The 26953-nt window shown below is 62.9% G+C and carries 27 protein-coding genes; 9 read left to right on the top strand and 18 right to left on the bottom strand.

Annotation, left to right across the window (positions count from 1 at the left end):
• The first annotated feature begins 21 nt into the window (after positions 1-21).
• The 3 genes from NKG60_RS00720 to NKG60_RS00710 all read left to right on the top strand — a co-directional run bounded on the left by NKG60_RS00720 (position 22) and on the right by NKG60_RS00710 (position 3857).
• A complete protein-coding gene (locus tag NKG60_RS00720) occupies positions 22-957 on the top strand; it encodes an alpha/beta fold hydrolase (protein ID WP_352564426.1) in 936 nt (311 codons plus the stop codon).
• Positions 958-1035: 78 nt separating this feature from the next.
• The gene (locus tag NKG60_RS00715) at positions 1036-2211 is read left to right on the top strand and encodes a CaiB/BaiF CoA transferase family protein (RefSeq protein ID WP_352505567.1); all 1176 of its coding nucleotides are present in this window, start codon (positions 1036-1038) and stop codon (positions 2209-2211) included.
• Positions 2208-3857 (top strand): thiamine pyrophosphate-binding protein, encoded by a 1650-nt coding sequence (locus tag NKG60_RS00710; protein ID WP_352564425.1) that lies wholly within the window; start codon positions 2208-2210, stop codon positions 3855-3857. Before NKG60_RS00715 ends, NKG60_RS00710 begins: the two co-directional genes overlap by 4 nt.
• A 49-nt stretch (positions 3858-3906) precedes the next feature.
• Here NKG60_RS00710 and NKG60_RS00705 read toward each other — a convergent pair whose 3' ends face one another.
• The 5 genes from NKG60_RS00705 to NKG60_RS00685 all read right to left on the bottom strand — a co-directional run bounded on the left by NKG60_RS00705 (position 3907) and on the right by NKG60_RS00685 (position 8769).
• Positions 3907-4350 (bottom strand): CHRD domain-containing protein, encoded by a 444-nt coding sequence (locus NKG60_RS00705; RefSeq protein WP_352564540.1) that lies wholly within the window; start codon positions 4348-4350, stop codon positions 3907-3909.
• A gap of 152 nt (positions 4351-4502) precedes the next feature.
• On the bottom strand, positions 4503-5474 hold the full coding sequence (locus NKG60_RS00700; RefSeq protein ID WP_352564423.1) for an ABC transporter substrate-binding protein: 972 nt from the start codon (positions 5472-5474) through the stop codon (positions 4503-4505).
• A 40-nt stretch (positions 5475-5514) separates the two neighbouring features.
• Positions 5515-6651 carry an ABC transporter permease gene (locus NKG60_RS00695; protein ID WP_352564421.1) on the bottom strand — a complete coding sequence of 379 codons (1137 nt, stop codon included), beginning with the start codon at positions 6649-6651 and terminating at the stop codon, positions 5515-5517.
• On the bottom strand, positions 6648-7526 hold the full coding sequence (locus NKG60_RS00690) for an ABC transporter permease (RefSeq protein WP_352665955.1): 879 nt from the start codon (positions 7524-7526) through the stop codon (positions 6648-6650). The genes NKG60_RS00695 and NKG60_RS00690 overlap by 4 nt, the downstream gene beginning before the upstream one ends.
• A 451-nt stretch (positions 7527-7977) precedes the next feature.
• On the bottom strand, positions 7978-8769 hold the full coding sequence (locus NKG60_RS00685; RefSeq protein ID WP_352564417.1) for an ABC transporter ATP-binding protein: 792 nt from the start codon (positions 8767-8769) through the stop codon (positions 7978-7980).
• Between the two features lie 158 nt (positions 8770-8927).
• Between NKG60_RS00685 and NKG60_RS00680 the strand changes: the two genes are divergently transcribed.
• Complete coding sequence (locus NKG60_RS00680; RefSeq protein ID WP_023720850.1) at positions 8928-9332, top strand: cupin domain-containing protein; 405 nt, start codon at positions 8928-8930, stop codon at positions 9330-9332.
• A 35-nt stretch (positions 9333-9367) separates the two neighbouring features.
• Here the strand turns inward: NKG60_RS00680 and NKG60_RS00675 are convergent, their stop codons facing one another.
• From NKG60_RS00675 to aptA, 5 genes are all read right to left on the bottom strand, one after another.
• Entirely contained in the window at positions 9368-9730 is a 363-nt protein-coding gene (locus tag NKG60_RS00675; RefSeq protein WP_352564415.1) for a hypothetical protein, read from the bottom strand.
• Between the two features lie 5 nt (positions 9731-9735).
• Positions 9736-11187: a dihydropyrimidinase gene (gene hydA / locus NKG60_RS00670; protein ID WP_352564413.1), complete on the bottom strand. Its 1452-nt coding sequence runs from the start codon at positions 11185-11187 to the stop codon at positions 9736-9738.
• A 64-nt stretch (positions 11188-11251) separates the two neighbouring features.
• Positions 11252-12502 carry a Zn-dependent hydrolase gene (locus NKG60_RS00665; RefSeq protein ID WP_352564411.1) on the bottom strand — a complete coding sequence of 417 codons (1251 nt, stop codon included), beginning with the start codon at positions 12500-12502 and terminating at the stop codon, positions 11252-11254.
• 3 nt (positions 12503-12505) lie between these two features.
• Entirely contained in the window at positions 12506-12952 is a 447-nt protein-coding gene (locus NKG60_RS00660; protein ID WP_352564410.1) for an endonuclease domain-containing protein, read from the bottom strand.
• A gap of 109 nt (positions 12953-13061) precedes the next feature.
• The gene (aptA, locus tag NKG60_RS00655; RefSeq protein WP_352465212.1) at positions 13062-14390 is read right to left on the bottom strand and encodes an omega-aminotransferase AptA; all 1329 of its coding nucleotides are present in this window, start codon (positions 14388-14390) and stop codon (positions 13062-13064) included.
• 243 nt (positions 14391-14633) lie between these two features.
• On the opposite strand from aptA, the gene NKG60_RS00650 reads away from it, so the two are divergent.
• Entirely contained in the window at positions 14634-15275 is a 642-nt protein-coding gene (locus NKG60_RS00650; RefSeq protein ID WP_352564406.1) for a TetR family transcriptional regulator C-terminal domain-containing protein, read from the top strand.
• A 65-nt stretch (positions 15276-15340) separates the two neighbouring features.
• Here the strand turns inward: NKG60_RS00650 and NKG60_RS00645 are convergent, their stop codons facing one another.
• On the bottom strand, positions 15341-16213 hold the full coding sequence (locus tag NKG60_RS00645) for a helix-turn-helix transcriptional regulator (protein WP_352665956.1): 873 nt from the start codon (positions 16211-16213) through the stop codon (positions 15341-15343).
• A 105-nt stretch (positions 16214-16318) separates the two neighbouring features.
• Between NKG60_RS00645 and NKG60_RS00640 the strand changes: the two genes are divergently transcribed.
• Complete coding sequence (locus tag NKG60_RS00640) at positions 16319-17170, top strand: SDR family NAD(P)-dependent oxidoreductase (RefSeq protein WP_352564403.1); 852 nt, start codon at positions 16319-16321, stop codon at positions 17168-17170.
• Positions 17167-17889 (top strand): SDR family oxidoreductase, encoded by a 723-nt coding sequence (locus tag NKG60_RS00635; protein WP_352564402.1) that lies wholly within the window; start codon positions 17167-17169, stop codon positions 17887-17889. The genes NKG60_RS00640 and NKG60_RS00635 overlap by 4 nt, the downstream gene beginning before the upstream one ends.
• A 28-nt stretch (positions 17890-17917) precedes the next feature.
• On the opposite strand, the gene NKG60_RS00630 is transcribed toward NKG60_RS00635, so the two are convergent.
• The 5 genes from NKG60_RS00630 to NKG60_RS00610 all read right to left on the bottom strand — a co-directional run bounded on the left by NKG60_RS00630 (position 17918) and on the right by NKG60_RS00610 (position 22129).
• On the bottom strand, positions 17918-18295 hold the full coding sequence (locus tag NKG60_RS00630) for a DoxX family protein (RefSeq protein WP_352564400.1): 378 nt from the start codon (positions 18293-18295) through the stop codon (positions 17918-17920).
• A gap of 61 nt (positions 18296-18356) precedes the next feature.
• The gene (locus NKG60_RS00625) at positions 18357-18815 is read right to left on the bottom strand and encodes a carboxymuconolactone decarboxylase family protein (RefSeq protein WP_352564399.1); all 459 of its coding nucleotides are present in this window, start codon (positions 18813-18815) and stop codon (positions 18357-18359) included.
• A gap of 13 nt (positions 18816-18828) precedes the next feature.
• Positions 18829-19347, bottom strand: coding sequence for an RrF2 family transcriptional regulator (locus NKG60_RS00620; protein WP_352564397.1), 519 nt, complete (start codon positions 19345-19347; stop codon positions 18829-18831).
• A 101-nt stretch (positions 19348-19448) separates the two neighbouring features.
• Entirely contained in the window at positions 19449-20762 is a 1314-nt protein-coding gene (preA, locus tag NKG60_RS00615) for an NAD-dependent dihydropyrimidine dehydrogenase subunit PreA (RefSeq protein ID WP_352564395.1), read from the bottom strand.
• A 2-nt stretch (positions 20763-20764) separates the two neighbouring features.
• A complete protein-coding gene (locus tag NKG60_RS00610; protein WP_352564393.1) occupies positions 20765-22129 on the bottom strand; it encodes an NAD(P)-dependent oxidoreductase in 1365 nt (454 codons plus the stop codon).
• A 387-nt stretch (positions 22130-22516) separates the two neighbouring features.
• Here NKG60_RS00610 and NKG60_RS00605 point away from each other — a divergent pair, with 387 nt between their 5' ends.
• Complete coding sequence (locus tag NKG60_RS00605) at positions 22517-23293, top strand: VOC family protein (protein ID WP_352564391.1); 777 nt, start codon at positions 22517-22519, stop codon at positions 23291-23293.
• Between the two features lie 117 nt (positions 23294-23410).
• Here the strand turns inward: NKG60_RS00605 and NKG60_RS00600 are convergent, their stop codons facing one another.
• Positions 23411-23917, bottom strand: coding sequence for a hypothetical protein (locus NKG60_RS00600; protein WP_352564538.1), 507 nt, complete (start codon positions 23915-23917; stop codon positions 23411-23413).
• Positions 23918-24097: 180 nt separating this feature from the next.
• Here NKG60_RS00600 and NKG60_RS00595 point away from each other — a divergent pair, with 180 nt between their 5' ends.
• Positions 24098-24490 carry a DoxX family protein gene (locus NKG60_RS00595; protein ID WP_352564389.1) on the top strand — a complete coding sequence of 131 codons (393 nt, stop codon included), beginning with the start codon at positions 24098-24100 and terminating at the stop codon, positions 24488-24490.
• Between the two features lie 15 nt (positions 24491-24505).
• On the opposite strand, the gene NKG60_RS00590 is transcribed toward NKG60_RS00595, so the two are convergent.
• A complete protein-coding gene (locus NKG60_RS00590) occupies positions 24506-26947 on the bottom strand; it encodes a GcvT family protein (protein ID WP_352973816.1) in 2442 nt (813 codons plus the stop codon).
• Between the last annotated feature and the right edge of the window lie 6 nt (positions 26948-26953).

The raw sequence follows: 26953 nt of genomic DNA, 5'->3' as shown, positions 1-26953 counted from the left end.
AGTCGCCGACGGGAGCGAGACATGCCATTTGACGAGCAGAGGATGCTGGCATCGCCGACCGGCGCCGAGCTCAACCTTTATGTGAAACACGCCATCGGCCAACCGCGCGCAGTCATCCAGATCAATCACGGACTGGCCGAGCACGCCGCGCGCTATGCCCGCTTCGCCGCTTTCCTCGGCGAGCGCGGCTACCAGGTCTACGCGCACGACCACCGTGGCCATGGCGCCACCAAGGCGCCGGACGCGCCACCCGGCAGGTTCGCCGATGCGGATGGCGGCGCCAAGGTCATCGCCGATGTCGCCGCCGTCCACGATCTGATCGCCACGGAACGGCCCGGCCTGCCGGTCATCGTCTTCGGCCATTCCTTGGGCGCGTCGGTCGCACTGAACTTTGTTCTCCGCCACTCGGCGCGCATCCACGCCGCCGCGATCTGGAACGGCAATTTCTCGGCCGGACTGCTCGGCCAAATCGCGCTGGGCATGCTTGGTTGGGAAAAGTTCCGGCTTGGCTCAGACGTGCCGTCGCGCCTGCTGCCCCGGCTGACGTTCCGGGCCTGGGGCAAGGCCGTGCCCAATCACCGGACGCCGTTCGACTGGCTGTCGCGCGATGCCATAGAAGTCGAGAAATACATCGCCGACCCGCTTTGCGGCTGGGATGCGTCGGTGTCGATGTGGCAGGACATCGTCAAGATGACGCTGCATTGCGGCAGCGACAGCAATTTTTCCGGCGTGCGGCGCGACCTGTCCGTCAACCTGGTCGGAGGCGAGCACGATCCGGCCTCGGACGGCGGCAAGGCGGTCAGCCATCTTGCCGGCCGAATGCACATGATGGGCTTTTCGAATCTCGTGTCAAAGGTTTACGCCAAAACCCGCCACGAAAGCCTGAACGAGATCAACCGAGACATCATCATGGAGGATTTTGCCGCCTGGGCCGACCGCGTGCTGAGGGCACAGTGATACTGGCCCATTGCAAGGGCCGTGACAGCGGCGCGCGGGATTGATAGAGGCTGCGCTTTCGATCAACCACGGTGATCCATGACTGAGCCTCCGCTCAAAGGCATCCGCGTCATCGAACTCGCACGTATCCTCGCCGGGCCATGGGCCGGGCAGCTGCTTGCCGACCTCGGCGCCGACGTGATCAAGGTCGAAAGCCCGGACGGCGGCGACGACACCCGCAAATGGGGACCGCCCTTTGTCATCGGCCATGACGGCGAGAACCTTTCGGCCGCTTATTACCATTCCTGCAACCGCGGCAAGCGCTCCATCGCCATCGACTTCTCGACGCCCGAGGGCGCCGAGACGGTGCGCCGGCTGGTCGCGACATCGGACGTGCTGATCGAAAACTTCAAGGTCGGCGGGCTTAAGAAATACGGCCTCGACTATGACAGCCTGAGGAAAATCAACCCACGGCTGATCTATTGCTCGATCACCGGTTTTGGCCAGTCGGGACCGTATGCGCCGCGTGCCGGCTATGATTTCATCATCCAGGGCATGGCCGGCATGATGTCGATCACCGGCGAAGCCGGCCGCGAACCGCAGAAGGCCGGCGTCGCTATTTCAGATGTTTTCACCGGGCTTTATTCGGTCATCGCCATCCAGGCGGCGCTTCGCCATGCCGAGAAGACCGGCGAAGGCCAGCATATCGACATGGCGCTCTACGACACCCAGATCTCGACGCTCGGCAACCAGAACCTCAACTATCTCGTCTCCGGACAGTCGCCGGTGCAGATGGGCAATGCGCATATGAACATCGCGCCCTACGAAGTGGTGCCGGTGAAGAATGGCCACATCATCCTGGCGGTCGGCAATGACGGCCAGTTCGCAAAGTTCTGCGCTGCCGTCGGCCTCGACGAGCTGGCGTCGAACCCTGACTTCGCCACCAATCCCGCCCGCGTCGCCAACCGGGCAAAGTTGCGCGAGCACATGATCGAGGCGCTGAAAGCCTTCGATCGCGACCCGCTGCTGGCCAGGCTCGAAGCCGCCGGAGTGCCGGCCAGCCCGATCAACAACATCGGCCAGATGTTTGCCGACCCCCAGACCATCGCGCGAGGCATGCGGCTCGACCTCGATGACGGCCATGGCAATCTCTTGCCCTCGGTCCGGGCGCCGATGGTCATGTCCGGCACGCCACTGGTCTATGAGCGCCCGTCGCCGCGTCTCGGCGAACACACCGAAGAAATCCTTGCCGAACTGGAGAGGTCAGGAAAATGAAGACCGGCGGACAACTCATCGTCGATGCGCTCGAAGCCAACGGAACGGACCATATCTATTGCGTACCTGGCGAATCCTATCTGGCGGTGCTCGACGCGCTGCATGATTCGCCGATCCGCACTATCGTCTGCCGCCAGGAGGGCGGCGCCGCAATGATGGCCGACTGCCATGGCCGCCTGACCGGCAGGCCCGGCATCTGCTTCGTCACCCGCGGCCCCGGCGCCACCAATGCCTCGGCCGGCATCCACATCGCCATGCAGGATTCGGTCCCCCTCATCCTGTTCATCGGCCAGGTCGCCAGCCACGCCAAGGGGCGCGAGGCCTTCCAGGAGGTCGACTACGTCAGGTTCTTCGGCGATATCGCCAAATGGGTGGTCGAGATCGACGACGCCGCACGCATCCCCGAATTCGTCACACGCGCTTTTTCGGTGGCGACCTCCGGCCGCCCGGGCCCGGTCGTCATCTCGCTGCCCGAGGACATACTGACCAGCCTCGCCGAGGCACCGGAAGCCCAGCATTACACCCCTGTCGAGACGCGGCCTGGCGAAGCCGACCTCGACGCGCTGGACGTGTTGCTCAACAAGGCAAAGCGGCCCTTCGTCATCCTTGGCGGCACGCGCTGGGACGCGCAGGCCGTTGCACAGATGCGGACGATAGCCGAAGCCTGGTCGCTGCCGGTCGGCTGTTCCTTCCGCCGCCAGATGCTGTTCGACCATCTCCACCCGAACTATGCCGGCGATGTCGGCATCGGCATCAATCCCAAAGTAGCAACCGCCATCAAGCAGGCCGACCTTGTACTGCTCATCGGCGGCCGCATGGGCGAGATGCCGTCATCCGACTACACGCTGTTGAAGAGCCCCTACCCCGACCAGACGCTGGTCCATATCCATGCCGACGCCGGCGAGCTCGGCCGCGTCTACCGGCCGGCGCTGGCGATCAATGCCTCGCCTGCCGCTTTCGTCGAAGCCTTTGCCAAACGCAAGCCGGCCGCAACGCCGGTGTGGGCGGCGGAGGCAGCGAAGCTGCACGCCGCCTATCTCGACTGGTCGACGCCTCCGGAGAGCGGCCCCGGCGCCGTGCAGATGGGGCCGATCATGAATTATCTCGAAACGATGCTGCCGGACGACGCCATCCTCACCAACGGTGCCGGCAACTACGCCACCTGGGTACATCGTTACCATCGCTTCCGGCATTTCGGCACGCAGGCAGCACCCACATCCGGCTCGATGGGTTACGGCACGCCGGCGGCGGTCGCCGCCAAGCAGCTTTTCCCCGACCGCGACGTGATTGCCTTCGCCGGCGACGGCTGTTTCCTGATGAACGGCCAGGAATTCGCCACCGCCGTGCAATACGGGCTGCCGATCATCGTCATCGTCGTCAACAATGGCATCTACGGCACCATCCGCATGCATCAGGAGCGCGAATATCCCGGCCGTGTCGTCGCCACGGATTTGACGAATCCGGATTTCGCCGCTCTTGCCCGCGCTTACGGCGGCCATGGCGAGACGGTGGAAAAGACCGCCGACTTCGCCGCGGCCTTCGAGCGAGCGCGGGCCAGCGGCAAGCCGTCGATCATCGAGATCAGGCTCGACCCCGAGGCGATTACGCCGATGCGGACAATGACCCAGATACGGGAAAAGTCATGATCCGGTAGAGGGGCGGTCGCCCGCCCCTCTATCGGCAGAATGACCGGCGCTACATCGCCTTCTCGATTTGACCCCGGATCTCACCGTCGGCGTGGGCCGCGGTGTGGATATTGACGTAATATTTGCCAGCCTCCAGGTCGGTGGCCTGGGCATCGGTCAATGTCGCCGAACCCTTGATCGGGCTCTTCAGCTTGCCTTCGAACGGCACCACCGGGTCGGCGTTTTCACCCTTTGCCGCCGGGCCGTGAATGTGTGCGGCCTTCGCCGGTCCGCTGAGACCGGAATATCTCACGGTCCAGCTAAGTTTCTTGGTGGCGGTGTTGAACCTGAGCGTGGCGGTGCCCTTGCCCTTCGTGGTGACGGGCGGGTTCTGTTGAGCACCATCGAGCGTCGCCGTCATCTTTATAGTTTCGGCCAAGGCCGGTGAAGCAGAGAAGATGGCTGCAGAAATGGCCAGCGCCGAAAGCATCGGCGTGAAGGACTGGATGCGCATGGAAAACCTCCGTTGTGACACCCTTGAGGCGGATGCACTGGCACAACGATTTTGCGAGCGGATGTTTCCGCCGGTAACGTTCATTTTACATCCCACTAAAAGGGGCGGTCGCCCGCCCCTTTTCGTCTTCCAACAGAGCCTGCTTGATAGCTCTATTTGATGGCCTTGTCGGTGATCGCCGTCGTGTAGGCGCCGGTAGGCTCCTTGCTGATGATCTTCTGGTCAAGCAGCGCCTTGGCGGTGCGCTCGTAGGTCGCCGGATCGAGCTTGCCATCGGCATTGTCGATCAGCTTGGCGACTTCGCCCATCATCCGCTTCTGGTGGTTCTCGTCCTGGCCGCCATTGTCCATGACGATGCCGGCCGCCTCGTCGGAATTGTCGACGGCGTATTTCCAACCCTTCATCGAAGCGCGCACAAAACGCACCATCTTGTCCTCGAAGGCCGTATCCTTGAGCTTGTCCTCCAATGCATAGAGCCCGTCTTCGAGCAGATCATTGCCCATGGCGGAATAGTTGAAGACGGTCAGCTCTTCCGGCTTGTAGCCGGCGTCGATGAGCTGCCAGTATTCGTTGTAGGTCATGACCGAAATGCAATCCGCCTGCTTCTGGATCAGCGGCTGCACGTCAAAGCTCTGCTTGAGCACGGTGACGCCGTCCGGCCCGCCATCGGTCTTGAGGCCAAGCTTGTTCATCCAGGCATAGAACGGATACTCGTTGCCGAAGAACCAGACGCCGAGAGTGTGGCCCTTGAAGTCGGCTTCGGTCTTGATCGGGCCGTCCTTCGGGCAGACCAGCTCCATGCCGGCCTTCTTGAACGGCTGGGCGATGTTGACCAGCGGCACGCCCTTCTCGCGCGCAGCCAGCGCACCGCCCATCCAGTCGACGATGACGTCGGCGCCGCCGCCGGCAATAACCTGCTCCGGTGCAATGTCCGGGCCGCCGGGCTTGATGTCGACGTCGAGGCCCTCGGCTTCATAGAAACCCTTGGCCTTGGCGACATAATAGCCGGCGAACTGTGCCTGGGTGACCCATTTCAGCTGCAGCGTCACCTTGTCTGCGGCCATCGCCTGGAACGCGGCAAGCGACATCGCGCCGGCCAGCATCGAAACAACAAGTCTTTTCATGTTTTTACCCTCTGAAGTTAGCGCCCTAAACCCACCGCCCCTATCCACCACGGACAGAGGGATGCCAAAACGTGATTGCTCTCTCGAAAAGAGCGACCACGCCATAAAAGACCGAACCCGCAAGTGCTGCAACTGCGATTTCCGCCCACACCATGTCGATGTTCATCCGCCCGACTTCCGTCGAAATGCGGAATCCCATGCCGACCACCGGCGTGCCGAAGAACTCGGCGACGATGGCGCCGATCAGCGCCAGCGTCGAATTGATCTTCAACGCATTGAAGATGAAGGGTGCCGCCGCCGGCAGCCGCAGCTTGAACAGCGTCTGCCAGTAGCTCGAGGCATAGGTGCGCATCAGGTCGCGCTCCATATGGCCGGAGGCGGCAAGCCCGGCGACGGTGTTCACCAGCATCGGGAAGAAGGTCATGATGATGACCACCGCTGCCTTCGACTGCCAGTCGAAGCCGAACCACATGACCATGATCGGCGCGACACCGATGATCGGCAGCGCCGACACCATATTGCCGATCGGCAGAAGCCCGCGCCGCAGGAACGGCACGCGGTCGGCGGCGATGGCAACGAGGAAGCCGGCGCCGCTGCCCACCACATAGCCGAAGATGACCGCCTTGAAGATGGTCTGCCTGACATCGGCCCCCAGCACCGGCAGCGAGCCGACGATGCGTGCACCGATGGCGCTTGGCGGCGGCAACAGGATGAAGGGAATGCCGGCACCACGCGTCACCGCTTCCCAGATGATCAGGATCCAGGCGCCGAAGATGGCCGGTATGATCAGGCGCAGGGCGGTTGACGCCCAGCGCGAAATCGGGCGAAACGACGACAAGACCGTTACGCAGCGCCAGGCCAAAAACCACGCCGCGACGAGCAGCAGATAGAAGGATGCGCGAGCGCTGCCCTCATTGCCGGTTATGCCGGCGAGCAGCATCCACGCTGCGCCATGCGCGCCAAGGAACAGCAACACCACCCCTATCATCGGTGGAAAGTTGTCGGCCTCGATTGCCACGAGCAGCAAAATGAAAATCAAAACCGTAGTCGCCATGCCGTAACCGGGCGTAGCACTGACGAGCGGCCAAAGAAGCAGCGCGCCGACAAGCAGGACAAGCGCGGCATAACCTTGCCAGGATCGGGGGGTGATTGAGGAAAGGCTCAGGAGCGAGCTCATGCCGGCCTCCCGCCCATGGCGCGGTCGACTAGGCGCCCGGCAATGCCGACCAGCATAACCAGCAGCGCCGCCACCACGGAGCCGGCAACCAGAGCCGACCAGATGTCGATGGTCTGGCTGTAATAGGCGCCGGCGAGCAGTTTGGCGCCGATGCCGGCGACGGCACCGGTCGGCAGCTCGCCGACGATGGCGCCAACCAGGCTGGCGGCCACAGCCACCTTCATCGAGGTGAACAGGAACGGCACCGAAGCCGGCACCCGCAATTTCCAGAAGGTCTGCGAGGGGCTGGCATTATAGGTGTGCATCAGGTCGAGATGGGTGAGCTCGGGCGAGCGAAGCCCCTTCACCATGCCAACCGCCACAGGGAAGAACGACAGATAGGTCGAGATCAGCGCCTTCGGGATAAGCCCGGTGATGTCGACCGCCGCCAGCACGACAATGATCATCGGCGCCACCGCCAGGATCGGAATGGTCTGCGAGGCGATGATCCACGGCATCAGGCTGCGGTCGAGCGTCGCCACATGCACGATGCCGACGGCGATGACGATGCCGAGCGCTGTGCCGAAGGCAAAGCCGAGCAGCGTCGACGACAGCGTTACCCAGGCATTGTAGACCAGGCTCCGGCTTGAGGTGACACTGCGCAAAAAGGTGTTTTCGAAGAAATTCACCGCCACCTGATGCGGCGCCGGCAGCGTCGGCTTCGGCTGCGCCAGCGTCTTGCCGATGAATTCCACAACGCCCGGCGTCTGATTGGCGCGGCGGTCGAGATCGCGCTGGAACGGCGCGTTGAGGATGACCGCCATGACGTACCAGACGACGACCACGCCCAGGAGGATCGAGGTCACCGGAACGAGCTTGTCACGGAAGGAATCCATCTAGAAGGCCTCGCCGGATACGCGCCCTCCTCTCCCCAGCGGGGAGAGGGTGGCCGGAGCGAAGCGGAGGCCGCGTACTTTCGCCCCGGCAATCGTTTCTTTCGTCCTCCAAAGGCGGAGCAGCCGCGAAGCGGCGCATATCGAGAGCGCGGCCAACCACGCTTTCGTCATCCTAGGGCGGAGCAAGGAGCGAAGCGACGCGGCGCAGACCCTAGGATCCATGCCGTTACCTTCCCGCTCCGCAAGGATGCGGAACATTGCTCCCTCTCTGGAGGGAACAGCGCCCGTGGCTTGCCCGGCGCTTATTCTCGACTGTTTGCGCCCTTCGGCCGACGTCGCGGCATGGATCCTAGGGTCTGCGCACGCCGCTTCGCGGCGGCTCCGCCCTAGGATGACGAAGGCGCGGGTGGCCGCTTCGTCGTTAGGCGAAGCCGGAATCCTGTCCTGCGCCTCAATCATCATAGCTGTGTCCCGCCCTCAGCCCGTCGCGCACGCGTGCCGCGATGGCCAGGAACTCCGGCGTCTCGCGGATATCGAGCGGCCGCTTTTTCGGCAGCGTCGATTCTATGACATCGCTGACACGCCCCGGGCGAGGCGACATGACGACAATGCGCGTCGACAGATAGACCGCCTCGGGGATCGAATGGGTGACGAAGCAGATAGTCTTGTTGGTCCGCTCCCAAAGCTCCAGCAGCTGTTCGTTGAGGTGGTCGCGCACGATCTCGTCGAGCGCGCCAAAAGGTTCGTCCATCAACAAAAGGTCGGCGTCGAAGGCGAGCGCCCGCGCGATCGAGGCGCGCTGCTGCATGCCGCCCGAAAGCTGCCAGGGGTATTTCTTCTCGAAGCCGCTGAGGTTGACGAGGTCGAGGGTTCGCTTGATGCGCGCCGCCTGCTCCGCCCTGGACAGGCCCATGATCTCCAGCGGCAGGGCCACATTGCGCTCGATCGTGCGCCATGGATAAAGTGCGGCCGCCTGGAAGACATAGCCATAGGCGCGGCTCTGGCGCGCCTGCTCGGGCGTCATGCCGTTGACGGAGATGGCTCCCGATGTCGGCTTCTCCAGATCGGCGATGACGCGCAGCAACGTCGTCTTGCCGCAGCCGGACGGCCCGATGAAGGACACGAATTCGCCCTTGCCGATGGTCAGGTCGACATTCGACAGCGCCTGCACCGGACCATCATTGGTCTGGAAGGTCAGGCCAAGCTTGCTTGCCGAAACAACGGCTGGCGATGCTCCCGTCATCGGCCGAAGCCTGTCGCTTCCGGCCACTGCCGCGGCCGGAAGCCCATTGATTTTACCCCGATGTTGTTTTCCACTCGACCAGTCCTACTCGCCCCGGTTCTATTCGCCCCGGTCCTACTCGCCCTTACCCCATCAGATAGACGCCCGGAGTTGCCCCGATGTCGCCCAAACCGACTTGCCATCTTATCCGCCCTGAAAGCTCTTATGAAGGCAAGCAGGGCCTGAGCTATTTCGCCGGTATCGCCGCCGAAACAGTCGGGTCGTCCGGCATCTGCATGCATCTGCTGACCATGCCGCCGGGCGCCCGCGCCAAGGCGCATATGCACGAAAACCATGAAACCGCGATCTATGTGCTCTCCGGCGAGGTCCATACCTGGTATGGTGACCGGCTCGAACAGCATATCGTGGTCAAGGCCGGCGATCTTTTCTATATTCCCCCCGGCGTCCCGCATCTGCCGGCCAATCTCAGCGACAGCCCCGCCTCGGCGGTCATTGCCCGCACTGACCCCAACGAACAGGAAAGCGTCGTCCTGCTGCCGGAACTGGACGGGTTGGTCGCCTGAGGCCGGCATCGAGGCAGCGGCCGTCATCGGCACCGTCACGAACATGATTTCAGCGGCCCTATCTCCTCAAGGCCGGGAATGGTCACGAAGAAACCGTCCCCTCCTCTGTTGATGACCTTGACGACATCCGTGGTGGTGCCCTCCTCGCCCTCGGCGAAACAGGTGGAGCTCAACAACAGGGTGCCAGGCGCCGTCGTCAATCGCTGTGCGAACTGGCAGCCGCTGCCATAGGTTTCGATGCCGTCGGCGGTCAGCACAACATAATCGTCGCTGTCCTGATAACCGAGCCGTACACCAGCGCAACCGACCTCATTGCCAAAGGAACCGGCAAGGACGTCAGCCGCCGGCCCGGCGGCAAGGATCACCGCGGCCATCGAGATAATCGCTGTCTGGCTCACCAAGCTCAAACGCCCGTCGCCGGGATGCCCGTCCGTTCCACCTTGCGCGGCGCGGAAATCTCCTTCCAGGTCGACAGTGCCCGGTTAACAGCCGCGTTCGGCTCGCGAGCAACGAACTCGCCATGGCCGGGCTTTGCCTTCACTTCGTTTTCCTCGATCGACAGTTCGCCGCGCGAGAAGACGAAGCGCGGCAGGCCGGTTACCTCAAAACCTTCGAAGACGTTGTAGTCGATCACCGACTGCTGCTTCTTGGCCGTAATCTTCTTCTTGGCGCTGGGGTCCCAGACGAGGATGTCGGCGTCCGCGCCTTCGACGATGGCGCCCTTCTTCGGATACATGTTGAGGATCTTGGCGATGTTGGTCGAGGTCACCGCGACGAACTCGTTCATCGTCAGCCGGCCGGTTTTGACGCCGGTCGTCCACAGCACCGGCAAACGATCTTCGAGCCCGCCCGTGCCGTTCGGAATCTTGGTGAAGTCGCCGACGCCGTTGCGCTTCTGTTTGGTGGTGAAGGCACAATGGTCGGTCGCCACCACTTGCAGCGAGCCGGCCTGCAGGCCGGCCCACAGCGAATCCTGGTGCAATTTGTTGCGGAAGGGCGGGCTCATGACGCGGCGCGCCGCATGGTCCCAGTCCTTGTTGAAATATTCGCTCTCGTCCAGCGTCAGGTGCTGGATCAGCGGCTCGCCGAATACCCGCATGCCCTTCTGGCGCGCCCGGCGGATGGCTTCGTGCGCCTGCTCGCAGGAGACATGCACGACATAGAGCGGCACGCCGGCCATGTCGGCGATCATGATGGCGCGGTTGGTCGCCTCGCCTTCGACTTCCGGCGGCCGCGAATAGGCGTGTCCCTCCGGGCCGCTGTTGCCCGCCGCCAGCAGCTTTTGCGACAGCGCCGCCACCACGTCGCCATTCTCGGCATGGACCAGCGGCAGCGCGCCAAGATCGGCGCAGCGCTGGAACGACGAATAAAGCTCGTCGTCGTCGACCATCAACGCGCCCTTGTAGGCCATGAAATGCTTGAACGAGGTAATGCCCCTGTCGACGACGGTGGCCATCTCGTCGAACACCTGCTTGCCCCACCAGGTGATTGCCATGTGGAAGGAATAGTCGCAGGACGCCTTCGAGGTCTTGTTGTCCCACATCTGCAGGGCCTCGAGCAGAGACTGCTGCGGCGCCGGCAGACAGAAATCGACGACCATCGTCGTGCCGCCGGCAAGGGCGGCGCGTGTACCGCTCTCGAAATCGTCGGCCGAATAGGTGCCCATGAACGGCATTTCGAGATGGGTATGCGGGTCGATGCCGCCCGGCATCACATAGCAGCCGCTGGCGTCGAACTCATGGTCGCCATGCAGGTTCGAACCGATGGCAACGATCTTGCCGTGCTGCATCAGCACATCGGCCTTCCATGTGCGGTCGGCGGTGACGATCGTGCCATTCTTGATGACTTTGGACATTTTCTTGTTCCCTTATTCTCTTCGCGCTTCTTGCGAGCGGCGTTGCGAGGCGGCAGCTACCCCATCATTCGACAATCACCGCCGTGTCGACCACCGCGTGGAACAGCACGTCGGCGCCGGCCGCTGCCCATTCCTTGGTGATTTCCTCGGCCTCGTTGTGGCTGAGACCGTCGACGCAGGGGCACATCACCATTGCGGTGGGTGCGACGCGGTTGATCCAGCAGGCGTCATGGCCGGCGCCGGAGACGATATTGCGATGCGTATAGCCCAGGCGCTCCGCCGCATCCCGCACAGCCTTGACGCAGCCCGCGTCGAAGGTGACCGGGTCGAAATGGCCGACCTGATCGATTTGATATTTGATGTCGAGCGCGTCACAGATCGTGTCGATGCCTTCGCGGATGCGGCCGTCCATAGCGTCCAGCACCTTCTTTTCCGGCGAGCGGATGTCGATGGTGAAGACGGTGCGGCCGGCGATGATGTTGCGCGAGTTCGGATAGACCTCCATATGGCCGACCGCGCCGACGGCGTCGGGTTGGTAGTCCATGGCGATCTCGTGCACCAATTCGATCACCCGCGCCATGCCGAGCCCGGCATTGCGCCGCTTCGGCATCGGCGTCGAACCGGTATGCGCCTCCTTGCCGGTCAGCGTCACCTGCAGCCATTTCAACCCTTGCCCATGGGTGACGACACCAATGTCGATACCCTCGTCCTCGAGGATCGGGCCCTGCTCGATATGCAATTCGAAGAAGGCGTGGATCTTGCGCTCGCCGACTTTCTCGGTCCCCTTCCAGCCGATCCGTTCGAGCTCCTCGCCGAATTTCTTGCCGTCCTTGTCGACATGCGAATAAACGTCGGCCTGATCGAGCACGCCGGCGAAAACGCCGGACGCCATCATGGCCGGCGCAAAGCGCGCGCCTTCCTCGTTGGTCCAGTTGGTGACGACGATCGGGTGCTTTGTCTTGATGCCGAGATCGTTTAGCGAGCGCACGACCTCCAGCCCGCCGAGCACGCCGAGCACGCCGTCATACTTGCCGCCGGTCGGCTGGGTGTCGAGATGGCTGCCGACATAGACCGGCGGCAGGCTGGGATCGGTGCCTTCGCGACGGGCAAACATCGTGCCCATCTCGTCGACGCCCATTTCGAGCCCCGCCTCATCGCACCAGCGCTTGAACAGGTGCCGCCCTTCGCCGTCCTCGTCGGTAACGGTCTGGCGATTGTTGCCGCCGGCAATGCCAGGGCCGATCTTCGCCATCTCCATTATCGAATCCCACAAACGGTCTGAATTGATTCGCAGATTCTCGCCGGGGGCGGCCATATTCTAAAACCTCATCGGTTGCGGCACGCCAGCGTCCCCCTCCCCCTCGAGGGGAGGGTGGCCGCGAAGCGGTCGGGTGGGGTCGGCTGACATGCGCGCGACCTTCTCCTTGACCACCTGTGCGACATGCCAAGCGCTGTTTATGACATCGGGCTCATCGACGCGAAAGATATCGAACCCAAGCGATCGCAGATAGGCATCACGGACGGCGTCGTGCCGTTTGCCCTTCTCCTGTTCGTGCAGATCACCATCGACTTCAACGACCAGCTTTACCGCGAGGCAGGTAAAGTCGACGATGTAAGGCCCGATCGGACACTGGCGGCGGAATTTCATCCCGGCCGATTTCAATTCGCGCAGTTCATACCAAAGCAGCGATTCGCCTTTGGTCGCATGAACCCGAAGCGCGCGCGCCTTTTGGCGCATTTCGAAGCTCACGCGGGTCCGCGGCATCACAGGCACCTACGCGGCCGAAGGTCAGGTTGGCGCGCTGCCGCACCGACCCCACCCGGCCGCTTCGCGGCCACCCTCCCCTCGAGGGGGAGGGAAAGCTGCGCCTGGTTCAATCCACCGCCCTCAGCACTTCGCGCACATGGTCGATCAATTCGTTGATCTGGCCTTTGGTGATGATCAGCGGCGGCGACAGCGCGATGATGTCGCCGGTGGTGCGGATCAATGCACCGCGCTCGAACGCCTTGACAAAGGCCGAGAAAGCCCGCTTCGTCGGCTGGCCGGCGATCGGCGCCAGCTCGATTGCACCGATCAGGCCGATGTTGCGGATGTCGATGACGTTCGGCTCGCCCTTCAGCGAGTGCAGCGCGTCCTCCCAGTACGGCGCCAGTTCCTCGCCGCGCGTCAGCAGCCCCTCTTCCTTGTAGGTGTCGAGCGTGCCCAGCGCCGCCGCGCAGGCGATCGGATTGCCTGAATAGGTGTAGCCGTGGAAGAACTCGATCATGTGCTCGGGCCCGGTCATGAAGGCGTCGTGGATTTCCTTCTTCACGAACACCGCGCCCATCGGGATGACGCCGTTGGAGACGCCCTTCGCCGTGGTCATGATATCCGGCGTGACGCCGAAATAGTCGGCGGCAAACGGCGTACCGAGACGGCCGAAACCGGTGATGACCTCATCGAAAATCAGAAGAATGCCGTGCTTGGTGCAGATCTCGCGCAGCTTCTGCAGATAGCCCTTCGGCGGCAGGATGACGCCGGTGGAACCGGCAACCGGCTCGACGATGACGGCGGCGATGGTCGAGGCGTCGTGCAGTGCGACGATGCGCTCCAGCTCGTTCGCCAGTTCCGCGCCATGCTCGGGCACGCCCTTGGTGAAGGAGTTCTTTTCCGGCAGATGCGTGTGTGGCATGTGATCGACGCCGCCGAGCAGTGTGCCGAACATCTTGCGGTTGGTGACGATGCCGCCGACCGAGATGCCGCCGAAATTGACGCCGTGATAGCCGCGTTCGCGGCCGATCAGACGGGTGCGCGAACCCTCGCCTTTTACGCGGTGATAGGCGATCGCCATCTTCAGCGCGGTCTCGACCGATTCCGATCCGGAATTGGTGAAGAACACATGGTCCATGCCCTTCGGCGCGATATCGACCAGCCGGTTCGCCAGCTCGAACACGATCGGGTGGCCCATCTGGAACGCCGGCGCATAGTCGAGCTCGGCCGCCTGGCTCTGGATCGCCTCGGTGATCTTTGGGCGGCAGTGGCCGGCATTGACACACCACAGGCCGGCGGTGCCGTCGAGAACCTTGCGCCCGTCGCTGGTCGTGTAATGCATGTCCTTGGCCGACACCATCATGCGCGGCGCCTGCTTGAACTGCCGGTTTGCCGTGAACGGCATCCAGAATGCACTGAGATCGTTCGGCGTGACTTTCAGCCGGTTGGACATGACCAAGACTTCCCCTTGTAACCTGTTTCGGTGCGGCTAACGCCTGGTCTTTCCAACACTTGGTCTTTGCTGTGTTTTCGTGCTACGCAAATTTTTGACCGGTTGGACAAACGTTAGCACCGCTCTATCAGCGGTCAAGGGATTACTAGCGGAAATGCGGCTTTCGAAGTGCGCTCCACAGGGCGGAGAAAAACTGGTCCAGAGAATTGGTCCAGACGCTCCTCGCAGCGAAGGTTTTTCGAGGTGACGGGAGCGGTCGAAAGCTCCACTCCTCGCCGCACCCGCATCCAGCTGGAAAAGCGCGAGCTCATCCTCGAAGCGGCGCTCGAAGTCTTTTCGACCAATGGTTTTCGCGGCTCGACCATCGACCAGATCGCCGAAGCCGCCGGCATGTCGAAGCCGAACCTGCTCTATTATTTCCGCCGCAAGGAGGACATCCACAAGACGCTGATGCAGCGGCTTCTCGACACCTGGCTGGCGCCGCTGCGCGAACTCGACGATATCGGCGACCCCTTGACCGAACTGCGCAGCTACATCCGGCGCAAGCTCGAAATGGCGCGCGATTTCCCGCGCGAGAGCCGGCTGTTCGCCAACGAGATCCTGCAGGGCGCGCCGCGCATCATGCCGATGCTGGAAGGCGAGTTGAAGACGCTGGTCGACGAGAAAGCCAATGTCATCAAGGGCTGGATGCGCGCCGGTAAGATTGCCCGCACCGACCCCTGGCACCTGATCTTCTCGATCTGGGCGACGACGCAGCATTATGCCGATTTCGACGTCCAGGTCCGCGCCGTGCTCGGCCCCGACCGCGGTGGCGACGGCCGCTTCGAGGATGCCGCAAGGTTTCTCGAGCAACTGTTCATCGACGGGCTGAAGCCGAAAGGCTGACGACCATGATCCCGAAAAGTGGAAGCCGGTTTTCGGACAAGATCATGGTCAAACAAAGATAGGGTTCACGCGCTGCGCCGCTCGGCCGGAAGCGTCTCCAGCAGCTGTTCGAGCTTGGCGATCGAGTTCTGCTCGGCGAGCGGCGTGTAGACGATCAGCTTCATATCCGAGCCGTCGTCGATCGACAGGCTCATATGCTCGAAAGCCATGGCGCCCGCTATCGGGTGCCGGACATGCTTCACTCCCGATAGGTTGCGGGCCACGTCGCGCAACGGCCACCAGGCGCGAAACTCCGGGCTCGAGCGCGTCATCAGCGCGATCAGCCGCTCGAAATCCGGATCGCCGACATATCTGGCGCTTTCTGCCCGGAATGACGCCAGCACGGCACGCGCCAGTTCCTCCCAGTCGACGAGCAGGCGCCGATGCTGCGGGCTGGTGAAAACCATGTGGACGATGTTACGGGAATCGCCCTCCAGCAAACCATAGTCGCCGAACACGGCTGCCGCGGCAGAGTTCCAGGCCAGCACATCCCAGCGCCGCCCAAGGACATAGGCCGGCTGCAGGACCAGGCTCTGCAGCATGTGCAGCAACGGACTATCGACCTTTTCCGGCGCGTCGACGCGACGCTCCGGCTGCGGTCGGCCGGCAAGGATGAACAGATGCCGCTGCTCGGCCGCGTCCAGGCGCAGCGCCCGGCTGAGTGCGGTCAGCACTTCCACCGACGGCCGAACGTCACGACCTTGCTCCAGCCAGGTGTACCAGGTCGTACCGACGCCGGCGATCATCGCCACCTCCTCGCGCCGCAGCCCGGGCGTGCGCCGGCGCAACCCCGTCGAGATGCCGGTGGCCGAAGGCGTCAGCCTTTCGCGCCGCGAGCGCAGGAAGGCGCCAAGCTCGCGGCGGCGGCTGTCTTCGGCGGAGTGCGTGGTGGAATCCATCGGCGCTATTATAGCAGTATCGATACCAGGATAAAGTTTGAACTGTTTGGCAAGTGGCTGGTGCCCCATCTTTCCGCTCAGAGCGATGAGATGGAGGCTCTGAACATGGAACTGACAGACAAGACAATCCTCATCACCGGGTCGACCGACGGCGTCGGCCGCGTCGTCGCGCAAAGGCTCGGCGCTGGCGGCGCCCGCATCCTGGTGCATGGCCGCGACGCGACAAGGGGCAAGGCGATCGTGGCCGAAATCGAAGCCGCCGGCGGCAAGGCCGAGCTGCTCGTCGCCGATCTCTCCTCCCTGGCGGAAGTCCGCCGCCTCGCGGAGGCCGTGAGCGCAAGGACCAAGCGGCTCGAAATCCTCATCAACAATGCTGGCGTCGGCACCGCCGGTCCCAACTCCAAACGACAAGTCAGTGCCGACGGCTACGAACTGCGCTTTGCTGTCAATTATCTCGCCGGCTTCCTGCTCACCATGGAGCTGCTGCCGCTGCTCAAGGCCAGCGCGCCGGCGCGCATTGTCAACGTCGCCTCGGCCGGCCAGCAGGCGATCGATTTCGACGACGTCATGCTGACCCGCTCCTATGACGGCGTCCGTGCCTACTGCCAGAGCAAGCTGGCGCAGATCATGTTCACCATCGATCTGGCGGAGCAGCTGAACGGCACCAATGTGACCGTCAACAGCTTGCATCCCGCAAGCTACATGAACACCACGATGGTGCGGCAGGCGGGCATCACGCCGTGGAGCTCGGTCGAAACCGGCGCCGAAGCCATCACCAACCTCGCCACATCGCCGGCACTCGAAGGGCGAAGCGGCCTCTATTTCGACGGCCAAAGAGAATCCCGCGCCGATGCGCAAGCCTATGACGCAAAGGCAAGGCAGCAGTTGCGCGAATTGAGCCTCGGCCTTGTCGGGCTCGCACCCGCTTCCGCAACATCGAAGAAGGAAAATTCATGACCGAGAAAACCTATCACACCGTCGTCGTCGGCGGCTCCTCCGGCATCGGCCTCGCCACCGCGAAAGAGCTGCTCGGCCTGGGGATGAAGGTGACGATGACCGGGCGCAACCAGGAAAGGCTCGACAACGCATGGCAAAGCCTTGGCGGTGCGGTCGAAAAAGCTGCCTTCGATGCCGCGAAACCGGACGAGGTTCGCCGGTTCTTCAGCGACCTCGGCCCTTTCGATCACCTGGTGCTGGCCGCCAGCGGCGGCAAGGGGCTCGGCCCGTTCGAAACGCTTGACCTGACCGACATCGGCGGTGGCGTCGACGAGAAGGTCCGGCCACAGCTCTCCTGCCTGCAGGCGGCCTTGCCGACACTGAACAAGAGTGGCTCGGTGACTTTCATCTCGGCGGTGTCGGCGCAATTGTCGGCGCCGGGTGTCGCCGGCATCGCCGCCGTCAACGGCATGCTGCTGACCGTGGTGCCGATCCTGGCAATGGAGCTGAAGCCGTTACGCGTCAATGTCGTGGCACCGGGTGTCATCGACACGCCATGGTGGGATTTTCTGCCCGATGGGCAGCGGCAGGCGGTGTTTGCCGAGTATGCCGGCAAGACGCCGGTCGGCCGTATCGGTCGCGCCGAGGACGTCGCCGAGGCGATTGCGTTCCTGGTTTCGAACAGTTTCGTTACCGGCCAGGTCCTGACCTGTGATGGCGGCTTGCGGTATGCGGCGTAACGCGGCTACCTCGACGCGATGATCGCTGTCAAAGCGATTGCGCGATCAGCGCCAGAAATCCTCCGGTCAGCGCGACGTTGCCGACAAAACCGTTGATGCGGGACGCGCGCTCCGGGCCCTGATGATTCCAGAAGTTATGAAACATCGGCGTGGCAACGATCAGGAACAGGATCAGGCACAGAGCGGCGGCAGCGGTCCAGATGCCCACAATCACCAGTGCTCCGGCGACCATCTGCAGGACTATCCCCAGCCACAGCACCAGCCGTGCCTGCGGCACGCCGCGCGTCGTCATCAATTGGCTCACCAATGCCGCGTTCTGAACGTTGCGCAGGCCGGCAAAGACAAAGGCGCCGCCAAGCAGCAAGCGGGCGGCGAATAGTATCTCACTATCAAAGTTTGAAAACATGCTGTCAGGTCCTTGGGCAGAAAAGAGGCGCGCGGCGCAAGGCTGCGCGCCTGGTCCATGCTCAAGCGGCCAAGACCGCTGGCATCGGATGGATTGCATGGAACGGAACGCAAAGCCGGTTCCAGGTGTTGATCATGCCGAGCGCAACCGAGAGCTTGACCAGCTCCTCTTCCGAGAAATGCTCAAGCGTCCTTGCATAGAGTTCGTCCGACACACCGTTGTCGGCGATCCTGGTCAGCGCGTCGGTCCAGGCGAAGGCTGCGCGTTCGCGCTCCGAAAACAGCGGCGATTCCTTCCAGGCGGAGACCAGATAGAGCCGCTGCTCGCTTTCGCCGTCGCGGCGCGCTTCGCGGCTGTGCATCTCGACGCAATACGAGCAGCCGTTGATCTGCGACGCCCTGAGCTTGATCAGATGCAACAGGCTTTTTTCGAGCCCGCATTCGTCGACTGCCTTGTTGAGCGCCGACACCGCCTTCATGATCTCCGGCGCCGCGCCGAAAAATTGCAGCCTCTGTTTCATCGTCTGTAGCCTTTCATGCTTGCTTGGTTGAACTTGATTTCTGCGGCCGCTGGTGGCGCCCGACGAAGGCGCAGTTGGCCGCGACCGAACGGGGATCGGCATCGGCCGTGTATTCCGCAACGATGTCGGACAGCCGGGCGTCGGCGAGCGCGGCGCGATAGGCACGTTCGGCCTTCAGCATTGCCACGTTGATGCCGCAGGGTTTGACATAGACCGAGGCATCGAGCTTCGCCGGGCCGCGCTGGCGGATTTCGGCGCAGCGGAAGGCCGGTTCGCGCCCCTCGACGGCCAGTACGATATCGAGCAGCGTTATGCGTTCCGCCGGCCGTGCCAGCCGGTAGCCGCCGGACGGCCCCGGCACCGATTCCAGAATGCCCGACGCTGTCAGCGCGTTGAGATGCTTTAGCAGATAGCTCGGCGACAGCCCGAACGCTTCGGCCATGGCAGCACCCGGCAAGGTCGCGGCGCCATCAACGCCGGCAAGCATCGCGGCGCAGTGGATGGCCGCTTCGACGCCTTCGCCCAGCTTCATTTCGCTCTCCCATTCATGGATATAGATTATCGTGGATAGTTTTTATCCGCAATAGCAAAATTAAAAAGCGGCGCCCGTGAACGCCGCTTTTTTTCGCAATGCTACTCCGCCGCCACCTTGGCCATCGGATTGTTCGGATGCGTCGTCCAGTTGGCATAGATCGGCGATACCGGCTTGCCGGTGCGCTGGTCCATCACGCCGGCCGCCAAAGGCTCCATGGTGATGCAGTTCTCGACCGGACAGACATTGACGCAGAGATTGCAGCCGACGCATTCGGCCTCGATCACTTCGAAATGCCTGACGCCGTCGACCATGCTGGTGATCGCCTGGTGCGAGGTGTCCTCGCAGGCGATGTGGCAGCGGCCGCATTTTATGCAGGCGTCCTGGTCGATGCGCGCCTTGGCGATGTAATTGAGGTTGAGGTACTGCCAGTCGGTGACGTTGGGCGTTGCGCGGCCGATGATGTCGTCGAGCGAGGCATGGCCCTTCTCGTCCATCCAGTTTTCCAGGCCGGCGATCATCTCCTGCACGATCTTGAAGCCATAGGTCATCGCCGCAGTGCACACCTGCACATTGCCGGCGCCGAGCGCCATGAACTCGGCGGCGTCACGCCAGGTGGTGATGCCGCCGATGCCGGAGATCGGCAGGCCATGCGTTTCAGGGTCGCGCGCGATCTCGGCCACCATGTTCATGGCGATCGGCTTCACCGCCGGACCGCAATAGCCGCCATGCGAACCCTTGCCGTCGATCGTCGGCTCCGGTGCGAAACTATCGAGATTGACGCCGGTGATCGAATTGATGGTGTTGATCAGCGACACCGCATCGGTGCCGCCGGCAAGGGCAGCGCGTGCCGGCTTGCGTATGTCGGTGATGTTCGGCGTCAGCTTGGTGATCACCGGCATACGGGTGTTGGCCTTGCACCAGCGCACCACCATTTCGATGTATTCCGGCACCTGGCCGACGGCGGCACCCATGCCGCGTTCCGACATGCCGTGCGGGCAGCCGAAATTGAGCTCTATGCCGTCGGCGCCGGTCTCCTCGACCACCGGCAGGATCGCCTTCCAGGCATGCTCCTCGCACGGCACCATCAGCGAGACGACGATCGCCCGGTCGGGCCAGTCCATCTTGACCTGCTTGATCTCGCGCAGATTGACCTGCAGGTCGCGGTCGGTAATCAACTCGATGTTGTTCAGGCCAAGCAGGCGACGATCTGCGCCCCAGATGGCGCCATAGCGTGGCCCGTTGACGTTGACCACCGGTGGGCCCTCTTCGCCCAGCGTCTTCCAGACGACACCGCCCCAGCCGGCCTTGAAGGCGCGGATGACGTTGTAGGCCTTGTCGGTCGGCGGCGCCGACGCCAGCCAGAACGGGTTCGGCGATTTGATGCCGACGAAATTATTGCGGATGTCTGCCATGCTCATGCCCTCCCGTTCGAGGTCAATGCCCGATGAATGCCTTCCGCAGCATCGCGGCCTTGCGCGACGGCCGAGACTGTCAGGTCGTCGCCGCCAAAGATGCAGTCGCCGCCGGCCCAGACGTTTGGCAGCGAGGTGCGGCCTTCGGCGTCGACCTTGATGCGGCCGGCTTCCAGCGCGATCTCCGCACCGCTGCCGTTGAGCGCAGCTGGGACAAAGCTCTGGCCGATCGCCTTGAACACTTGGTCGGCAGTCAGCGTCAGCCGCTCGCCGGTGCCGACGAGCCTGTCGCCGTCCATCGCGGTGTATTCGAGCTCGATCGCCGACACCTTGCCAGCGTCGGCAATGACCCGCTTCGGCTGCAACCAGTGCCGGATGATGACGCCGTTGGCGGCAGCCAGATCCTGCTCGAATTCGGAAGCATTCATGTGCTCAGGGCCGCGCCGATAGCAGATCGTCACCTCTTCGGCTCCGAGCAGCTTCGATTGCACCGCCGCGTCGATCGCCGTCATGCCGCCGCCGATGACGACAACACGCCGGCCGACCGGCAGGCTGGCCAGATCACTGGCCTGACGAAGCTCGGCAATGAACTCGACGGCATTGGTGACGCCTTGCGCCTCCTCGCCATCCGCTCGCAAGGCATTGACGCCGGCAAGCCCCATGCCGAGGAACACCGCATCGTAATTCCTGGTCAGGTCCGACAGCTGGTAGTCACGGCCGAGCGCCTTGCCGTTCTGGATGTCGATGCCGCCGATGGAGGTGACATAGTCGACTTCGGCCTGGGCGAAATTGTCGACGCTCTTATAGGCCGCGATACCGTACTCATTGAGGCCGCCGGGCTTCGGGCGGGCTTCCAGGATGGTCACGTCGTGACCGTGGCGGGCAAGCCGATGCGCGGCCGCAAGCCCGGCCGGTCCGGCGCCGACCACGGCGACCGTCTTGCCGGTCGGTTCGGAGCGCTTGTAGAACTGCTTGTTTTCGGCCATCGCGACATCGGTGGCGTAGCGCTGAAGGCGACCAATCTGCACCGGCTTGCCTTCTGCCACCTCGCGCACGCAGACCTCTTCGCACAGCGTCTCGGTCGGGCAGACGCGGGCGCACATGCCGCCCAAAATGTTCTGATCGAAAATAGTCTTGGCTGAGCCGATCGGATTGCCCGTCGAAATCTGGCGAATGAACAGCGGGATGTCGATCGAAGTCGGGCATGCATTCATGCACGGCGCGTCATAGCAGAAATAGCAGCGGTCGGACTCGACCAGCGCCTCGTGATGATCGAGCGGTGGATGCAGGTCGGCAAAATTATCGGCATATTGCTCCGGCGAGAGCCGCCCGCCGGCAATGCCTTGCTTGAACTGGCCTTCTGGCATCGTCAGTTCCCCATGTTCTTGTTTTGGGGAAGGCTAGCACGTTTTATTTTTTTATCAATTGGTCAATTTTCGCCGCAACCCGCTGAAAACCTTCAAAAAACATGATTATAATAGTCATGTTTTCCAAACGGCCATGCGTCACGAAGCAGGTACGGATTGGCTCTCTCGATGGCACAGCGCGACAAGTTCGGAAGTGAGCGAGATCCCGGCGCATGGATCAACAACCCCTCGTTGACTGCAAGCAAGATCGAAAACCGCAGGGCGCACAACCCGGTAACATTTCCAATTCGCCGCCATCTTTTTTGGTTGGCTGTCGGATTTTCGTCGTGAAGATCGTCCTAGAATGGATCGCGCATGATCGATGTACAAACCGCAAGGAGCACGACAATGCCACAGTCCCCCATGCCTTTCTTCTGGTACGAGCTGATGACCACCGATCTCGACGCCGCCGAGGCGTTTTACACCTCCGTGGTGGGCTGGAGGGGGCAGCCTTTCGAAGGGGCCCAGGGCATGCCGCGCTATATCGTCATGAATGTCGGCGAGCGCGGCGTCGGCGGGCTGATGACGCTGCCCGAGGACGCGCGCAAGATGGGCATGCCGCCGGCTTGGATCGGTTATATCCTCACCAGGGACGTCGATGCCGCAACGGCGTCCCTCAAGAAGGCTGGTGGCGCGGTTCACCGCGAGCCCGACGACATTCCTGGCGTCGGCCGCTTCGCCGTCGTTGCCGACCCGCAAGGCGCGATGTTCAACTTCCTGCAGCCCAGCGGCCCCGACCAGCCGCCGCTGCCGTTGACGACACCCGGCAACGTCGGCTGGCATGAGCTCTACACGTCAGACTGGAAGGCGGCGTTCGATTTCTATTCCAGCCAGTTCGGCTGGGAGAAGGGCGACGCCATGGACATGGGTCCGATGGGCGTCTACCAGCTTTTCGCCTTCGGCGCCGAGCCTGTTGGCGGCATGATGAACAAGCCCGAGCAGATCCCGGTGCCGGTCTGGCAGTTCTATTTCAACGTGCCCGGCATCGACGCGGCAGCCAAGCGCGTCACCGACAATGGCGGCAAGATCCTGATGGGTCCGATGGAGGTCCCCGGCGGCAGCTGGATCGTGCAGTGCACAGACCCACAAGGCGCCCATTTCGCGCTAATGGCACCGGTGCGGTAGCAACGTCGCGTCGCGATTGGCGAAACCGGCAGCAAAAACCGATCTCCCCCCTCGTGGGGGAGATGTCCGGCAGGACAGAGAGGGGCGCTGTCCCTCCAATCTAACGCTCTTTGAGAACTATTCCGGCGTCAGCACGGAAACTTTGAGATCGGGCTTCTTGGCGCCGCTGAGCTGGATGGTCGCCCGGCCGGCGGCTAGCTTGAAGCGCACGCTCTTGCGGATCCCCGGACAGGTTTTTATACCACTGGAAGCCGCCGACTTCACGGCTTTACCGTCCTGAACGACATCGATCCAGGCCTCATCAGACAGGCTGATCTGGAGTTTTCCCTCCGGGGGCACGGCCACGCTCGCCGTCGCGCCGAATGTACCGGCTGCCGGCGCGCGTTCCGGCGGAACGGTGAAGCTGATCGTGCCGACCGGCGCCAACGCCACATCTGCAGCCTCGCCGACCGAAAGGTCAGCGCCGGACTGCGCGGCGGGCGCCGCCGCAAACAGGGCCTCCTCGCGCGTCACTGGCCATTTGAAAGCAGCACAGCCGGCGTCGTCGGCCATGGCGACGCTGGTGCCTGCAAGGATGGCGAATAGGCTGACGACGACTTTTCTCATGGCAAACGGAACCCACATGGTTTGGAGTGTCTGGATCTCAGTACAACTATAGCGGTTTAAATACAACCCTGGAGAGAAAAATATTGAAAGGACGAGGAACATTTCCATCACTGATTGTTGATGGCGGGCCATGCGAAGTGAATGGTCCCCTGCCGGGCGATAATCTATGGCCGGTTCGGGGGTGAAATGGAGTCTTAGATGAAGCTTTTCGACGGCCTTGCCAGATATCAGCCGCAGGCTCTGGCCGCATTGCGCATCATGACGGCACTGCAATTCATCGAACATGGTACGCAAAAGCTGTTCAATTTTCCCGCCGGCGACCATGCCGGTACATTGACCGGGCTGACGCTGACCGCTGGCCTCCTCGAATTCGTGGGCGGCATTCTCTTGGCGCCTGGGCGCTTCGCCCGGCCGGTCGCCTTCCTCCTGGCTGGCGAGATGGCGATCGCCTATTTCATGGCGCACATGCCGCGCGACTTCTTCCCCATCAACAATGGCGGCGATTCGGCGATCTCGTTCTGCTTCATTTTCCTCTATCTGGTGTTTGCCGGTCCGGGTGCCCTGGCCCTCGACAACCGGCGCAACAGCTGAGGCGTCGGCGCGTCTTCACCCACGCATCCGCTCGAAATTCGCGTCGAACAGCGGGATCGGCTGCATGCGCGCAGCGTGGCGTTTGCCCAGAATCTCGATCTCGAAGCCTTCAACTTCGTCGGCAATCTCTTTCGGCACATAGCCGATGGCGACGGATTTTTTCGAATGATGTGCGTAGCCGCCCGACGTGACCCAGCCGCGCACGGCACCGCCAAACCAGATTGGCTCGTCGCCGATGACGTCGGCATCGACAGTATCGACGACAAAGGCCCGCAGCCGCAGTCTGCCGCCGTGCTTGCGCTCCGCCAATGCGGCCTGCTTGCCAATAAAATCGGCCTGCTTGCCATAGGCAACGAAGCGGTCGAGCCCAGCCTCCAGCGGCCCGTAGATCGGCCGGTATTCGCGCGCCCATGAGCCGTAATTCTTCTCCAGCCGCAGCGCATTGAGGGCGCGCGAGCCGAACAGGCCGATGCCGAATTCCTCGCCCGCCGCCATCAGCGCCTGATAGGCGGTGCGCTGATATTCCGGCGCCACCCAGATTTCGTAGCCGAGATCGCCGGTGTAGCTGACGCGCCCGACCAGGCACGGCGCCATGCCGATGTCCATCCTGCTGATGGCCATGAACGGAAAAGCCGCGTTCGACACGTCAGATCGTGTGACCTTTTCAAGAAGCTTCCGCGCGCTCGGCCCGGCGATCGACGAGCCGGTGAGTTTTGCGCCGAGCGCCTCGATGCTGACAGAGCCGTCCTTCGGCAGATGCGCTTCGAACCAGCGCATATGGTACTGCTCGGCGACGCCGGAGCCGGCCAGGAACCAATCGCCATTTTCAGAATTTAGGCTGCTGAGATTGGCCAGCGTGAAATCGCCGATCAGCCTGCCGTTTTCCTTCAGCATCGGCGCCAGCGTCATGCGGCCGGGGCTTGGCAACTTGCAGGCAAGCAGGCGGTCGAGCCAGGCTGCAGCGCCCTCGCCGGTTACCCTGTATTTGGCGAATGACGAGATTTCCGAGAGACCAACGCCCTGCCGAACCGTCTCCACTTCTCTCGCCACATGCTCGAAATCGTTCGAGCGGCGCCAGGAGAATTCGTCCTTGACGCCTTCGGGCGCGTACCACAGCGGCACTTCCAGCCCATAGGCGACCCCCCATTGCGCGCCCTTGACCGACAACAGGTCGTAGACCGGTGTCGTCCTGAGTGGCCGTCCGGCCGGTAGTTCCTCGTTCGGGAAGCGGATCGAAAACCGCCGCGAATAGTTTTCGCGCACCTTGGCGTTGGTGTAGGCCATCGTCGCCCAGTCACCGTAACGCGACACATCCATCGCCCAGATATCGGCGCCGGGATCGCCCTCAATCATCCAGTTCGACAACGCCAGGCCGACGCCGCCTCCCTGCGAGAACCCCGCCATGACACCACAGGCCACCCAGAATCCCGGCAGGCCGCGCACCGGCCCGACCAGCGGATTGCCGTCCGGCGCGAAGGTGAAGGGACCGTTGATGATCTGCTTGATGCCGGTGTTCTGGAAGGCCGGGAAATGCCGGAACCCGACCTCCAGCGACGGCGCGATCCGGTCGATGTCGGGTTCGAGCAGCTCGTGGCCGAAATTCCACGGCGTCTGGAACTCGGACCATGGCTTGTTGGCCTTTTCGTAAGTGCCCATCAGCATGCCGCCGCGCTCCTGGCGCAGATAGAGCTCGCCGTCGAAATCGACCGCGTGGATGATCTCCGTGCCGGTCTTCTGGTTCCAGGCGGCGACTTCCGGCATGTCTTCGGTGATCAGGTACATGTGCTCCATCGCCAGCACCGGCAGCTCCAGCCCGACCATGCGGCCGACCTCGCGCGCCCACAGGCCGCCGGCGTTGACGACATGCTCGGCCACCACCTCGCCCTTGTTGGTAATGACGCGCCACAGTCCGTCGGCGCGTCGCACGATGTCCTCGACCTTGGTGAAGCGCTCGACCTCGGCACCAAGCTTCCTCGCCGCCTTGGCGTAGGCGTGGGTAACGCCGGACGGGTCGAGATGACCGTCCTCCTTGTTGCGCACAGCACCAACGAACTGCTTGGGATCGAGCAGCGGCATCAGCTCGGCCGCCTCATCAGGCGATATCTCCTCGAGGTCGATGCCGAGATAGCGACCCTTGGCGACGACGCCGCGCAGCCAGTCGAGCCGCGCCTCGGTCGCCGCCAGCAAGACGCCGCCGGTCAGATGCACGCCAGTCGCCTGGCCGGACAGCTCCTCGATCTCCTTGTAGAGCGAGATCGTGTATTTCTGCAGCTTGGCGACGTTGGGGTCGCCATTGATCGTGTGCATGCCGCCGGCCGCGTGCCAGGTCGAGCCGGAGGTCAATTCATCGCGCTCCAGAAGCACTATGTCGGTCCAGCCGTGACGGGCCAGATGGAACAGCACGGAGCACCCGACAACGCCACCGCCGATAACCACGACCTTTGCATGCGATTTCATGGGATT

Source organism: Mesorhizobium sp. M1428, from assembly GCF_040317515.1.
GTDB lineage: Bacteria > Pseudomonadota > Alphaproteobacteria > Rhizobiales > Rhizobiaceae > Mesorhizobium.
The sequence above is the reverse complement of the archived record's forward strand: the minus strand, read 5'-3'. Positions and strand labels throughout refer to the sequence as shown.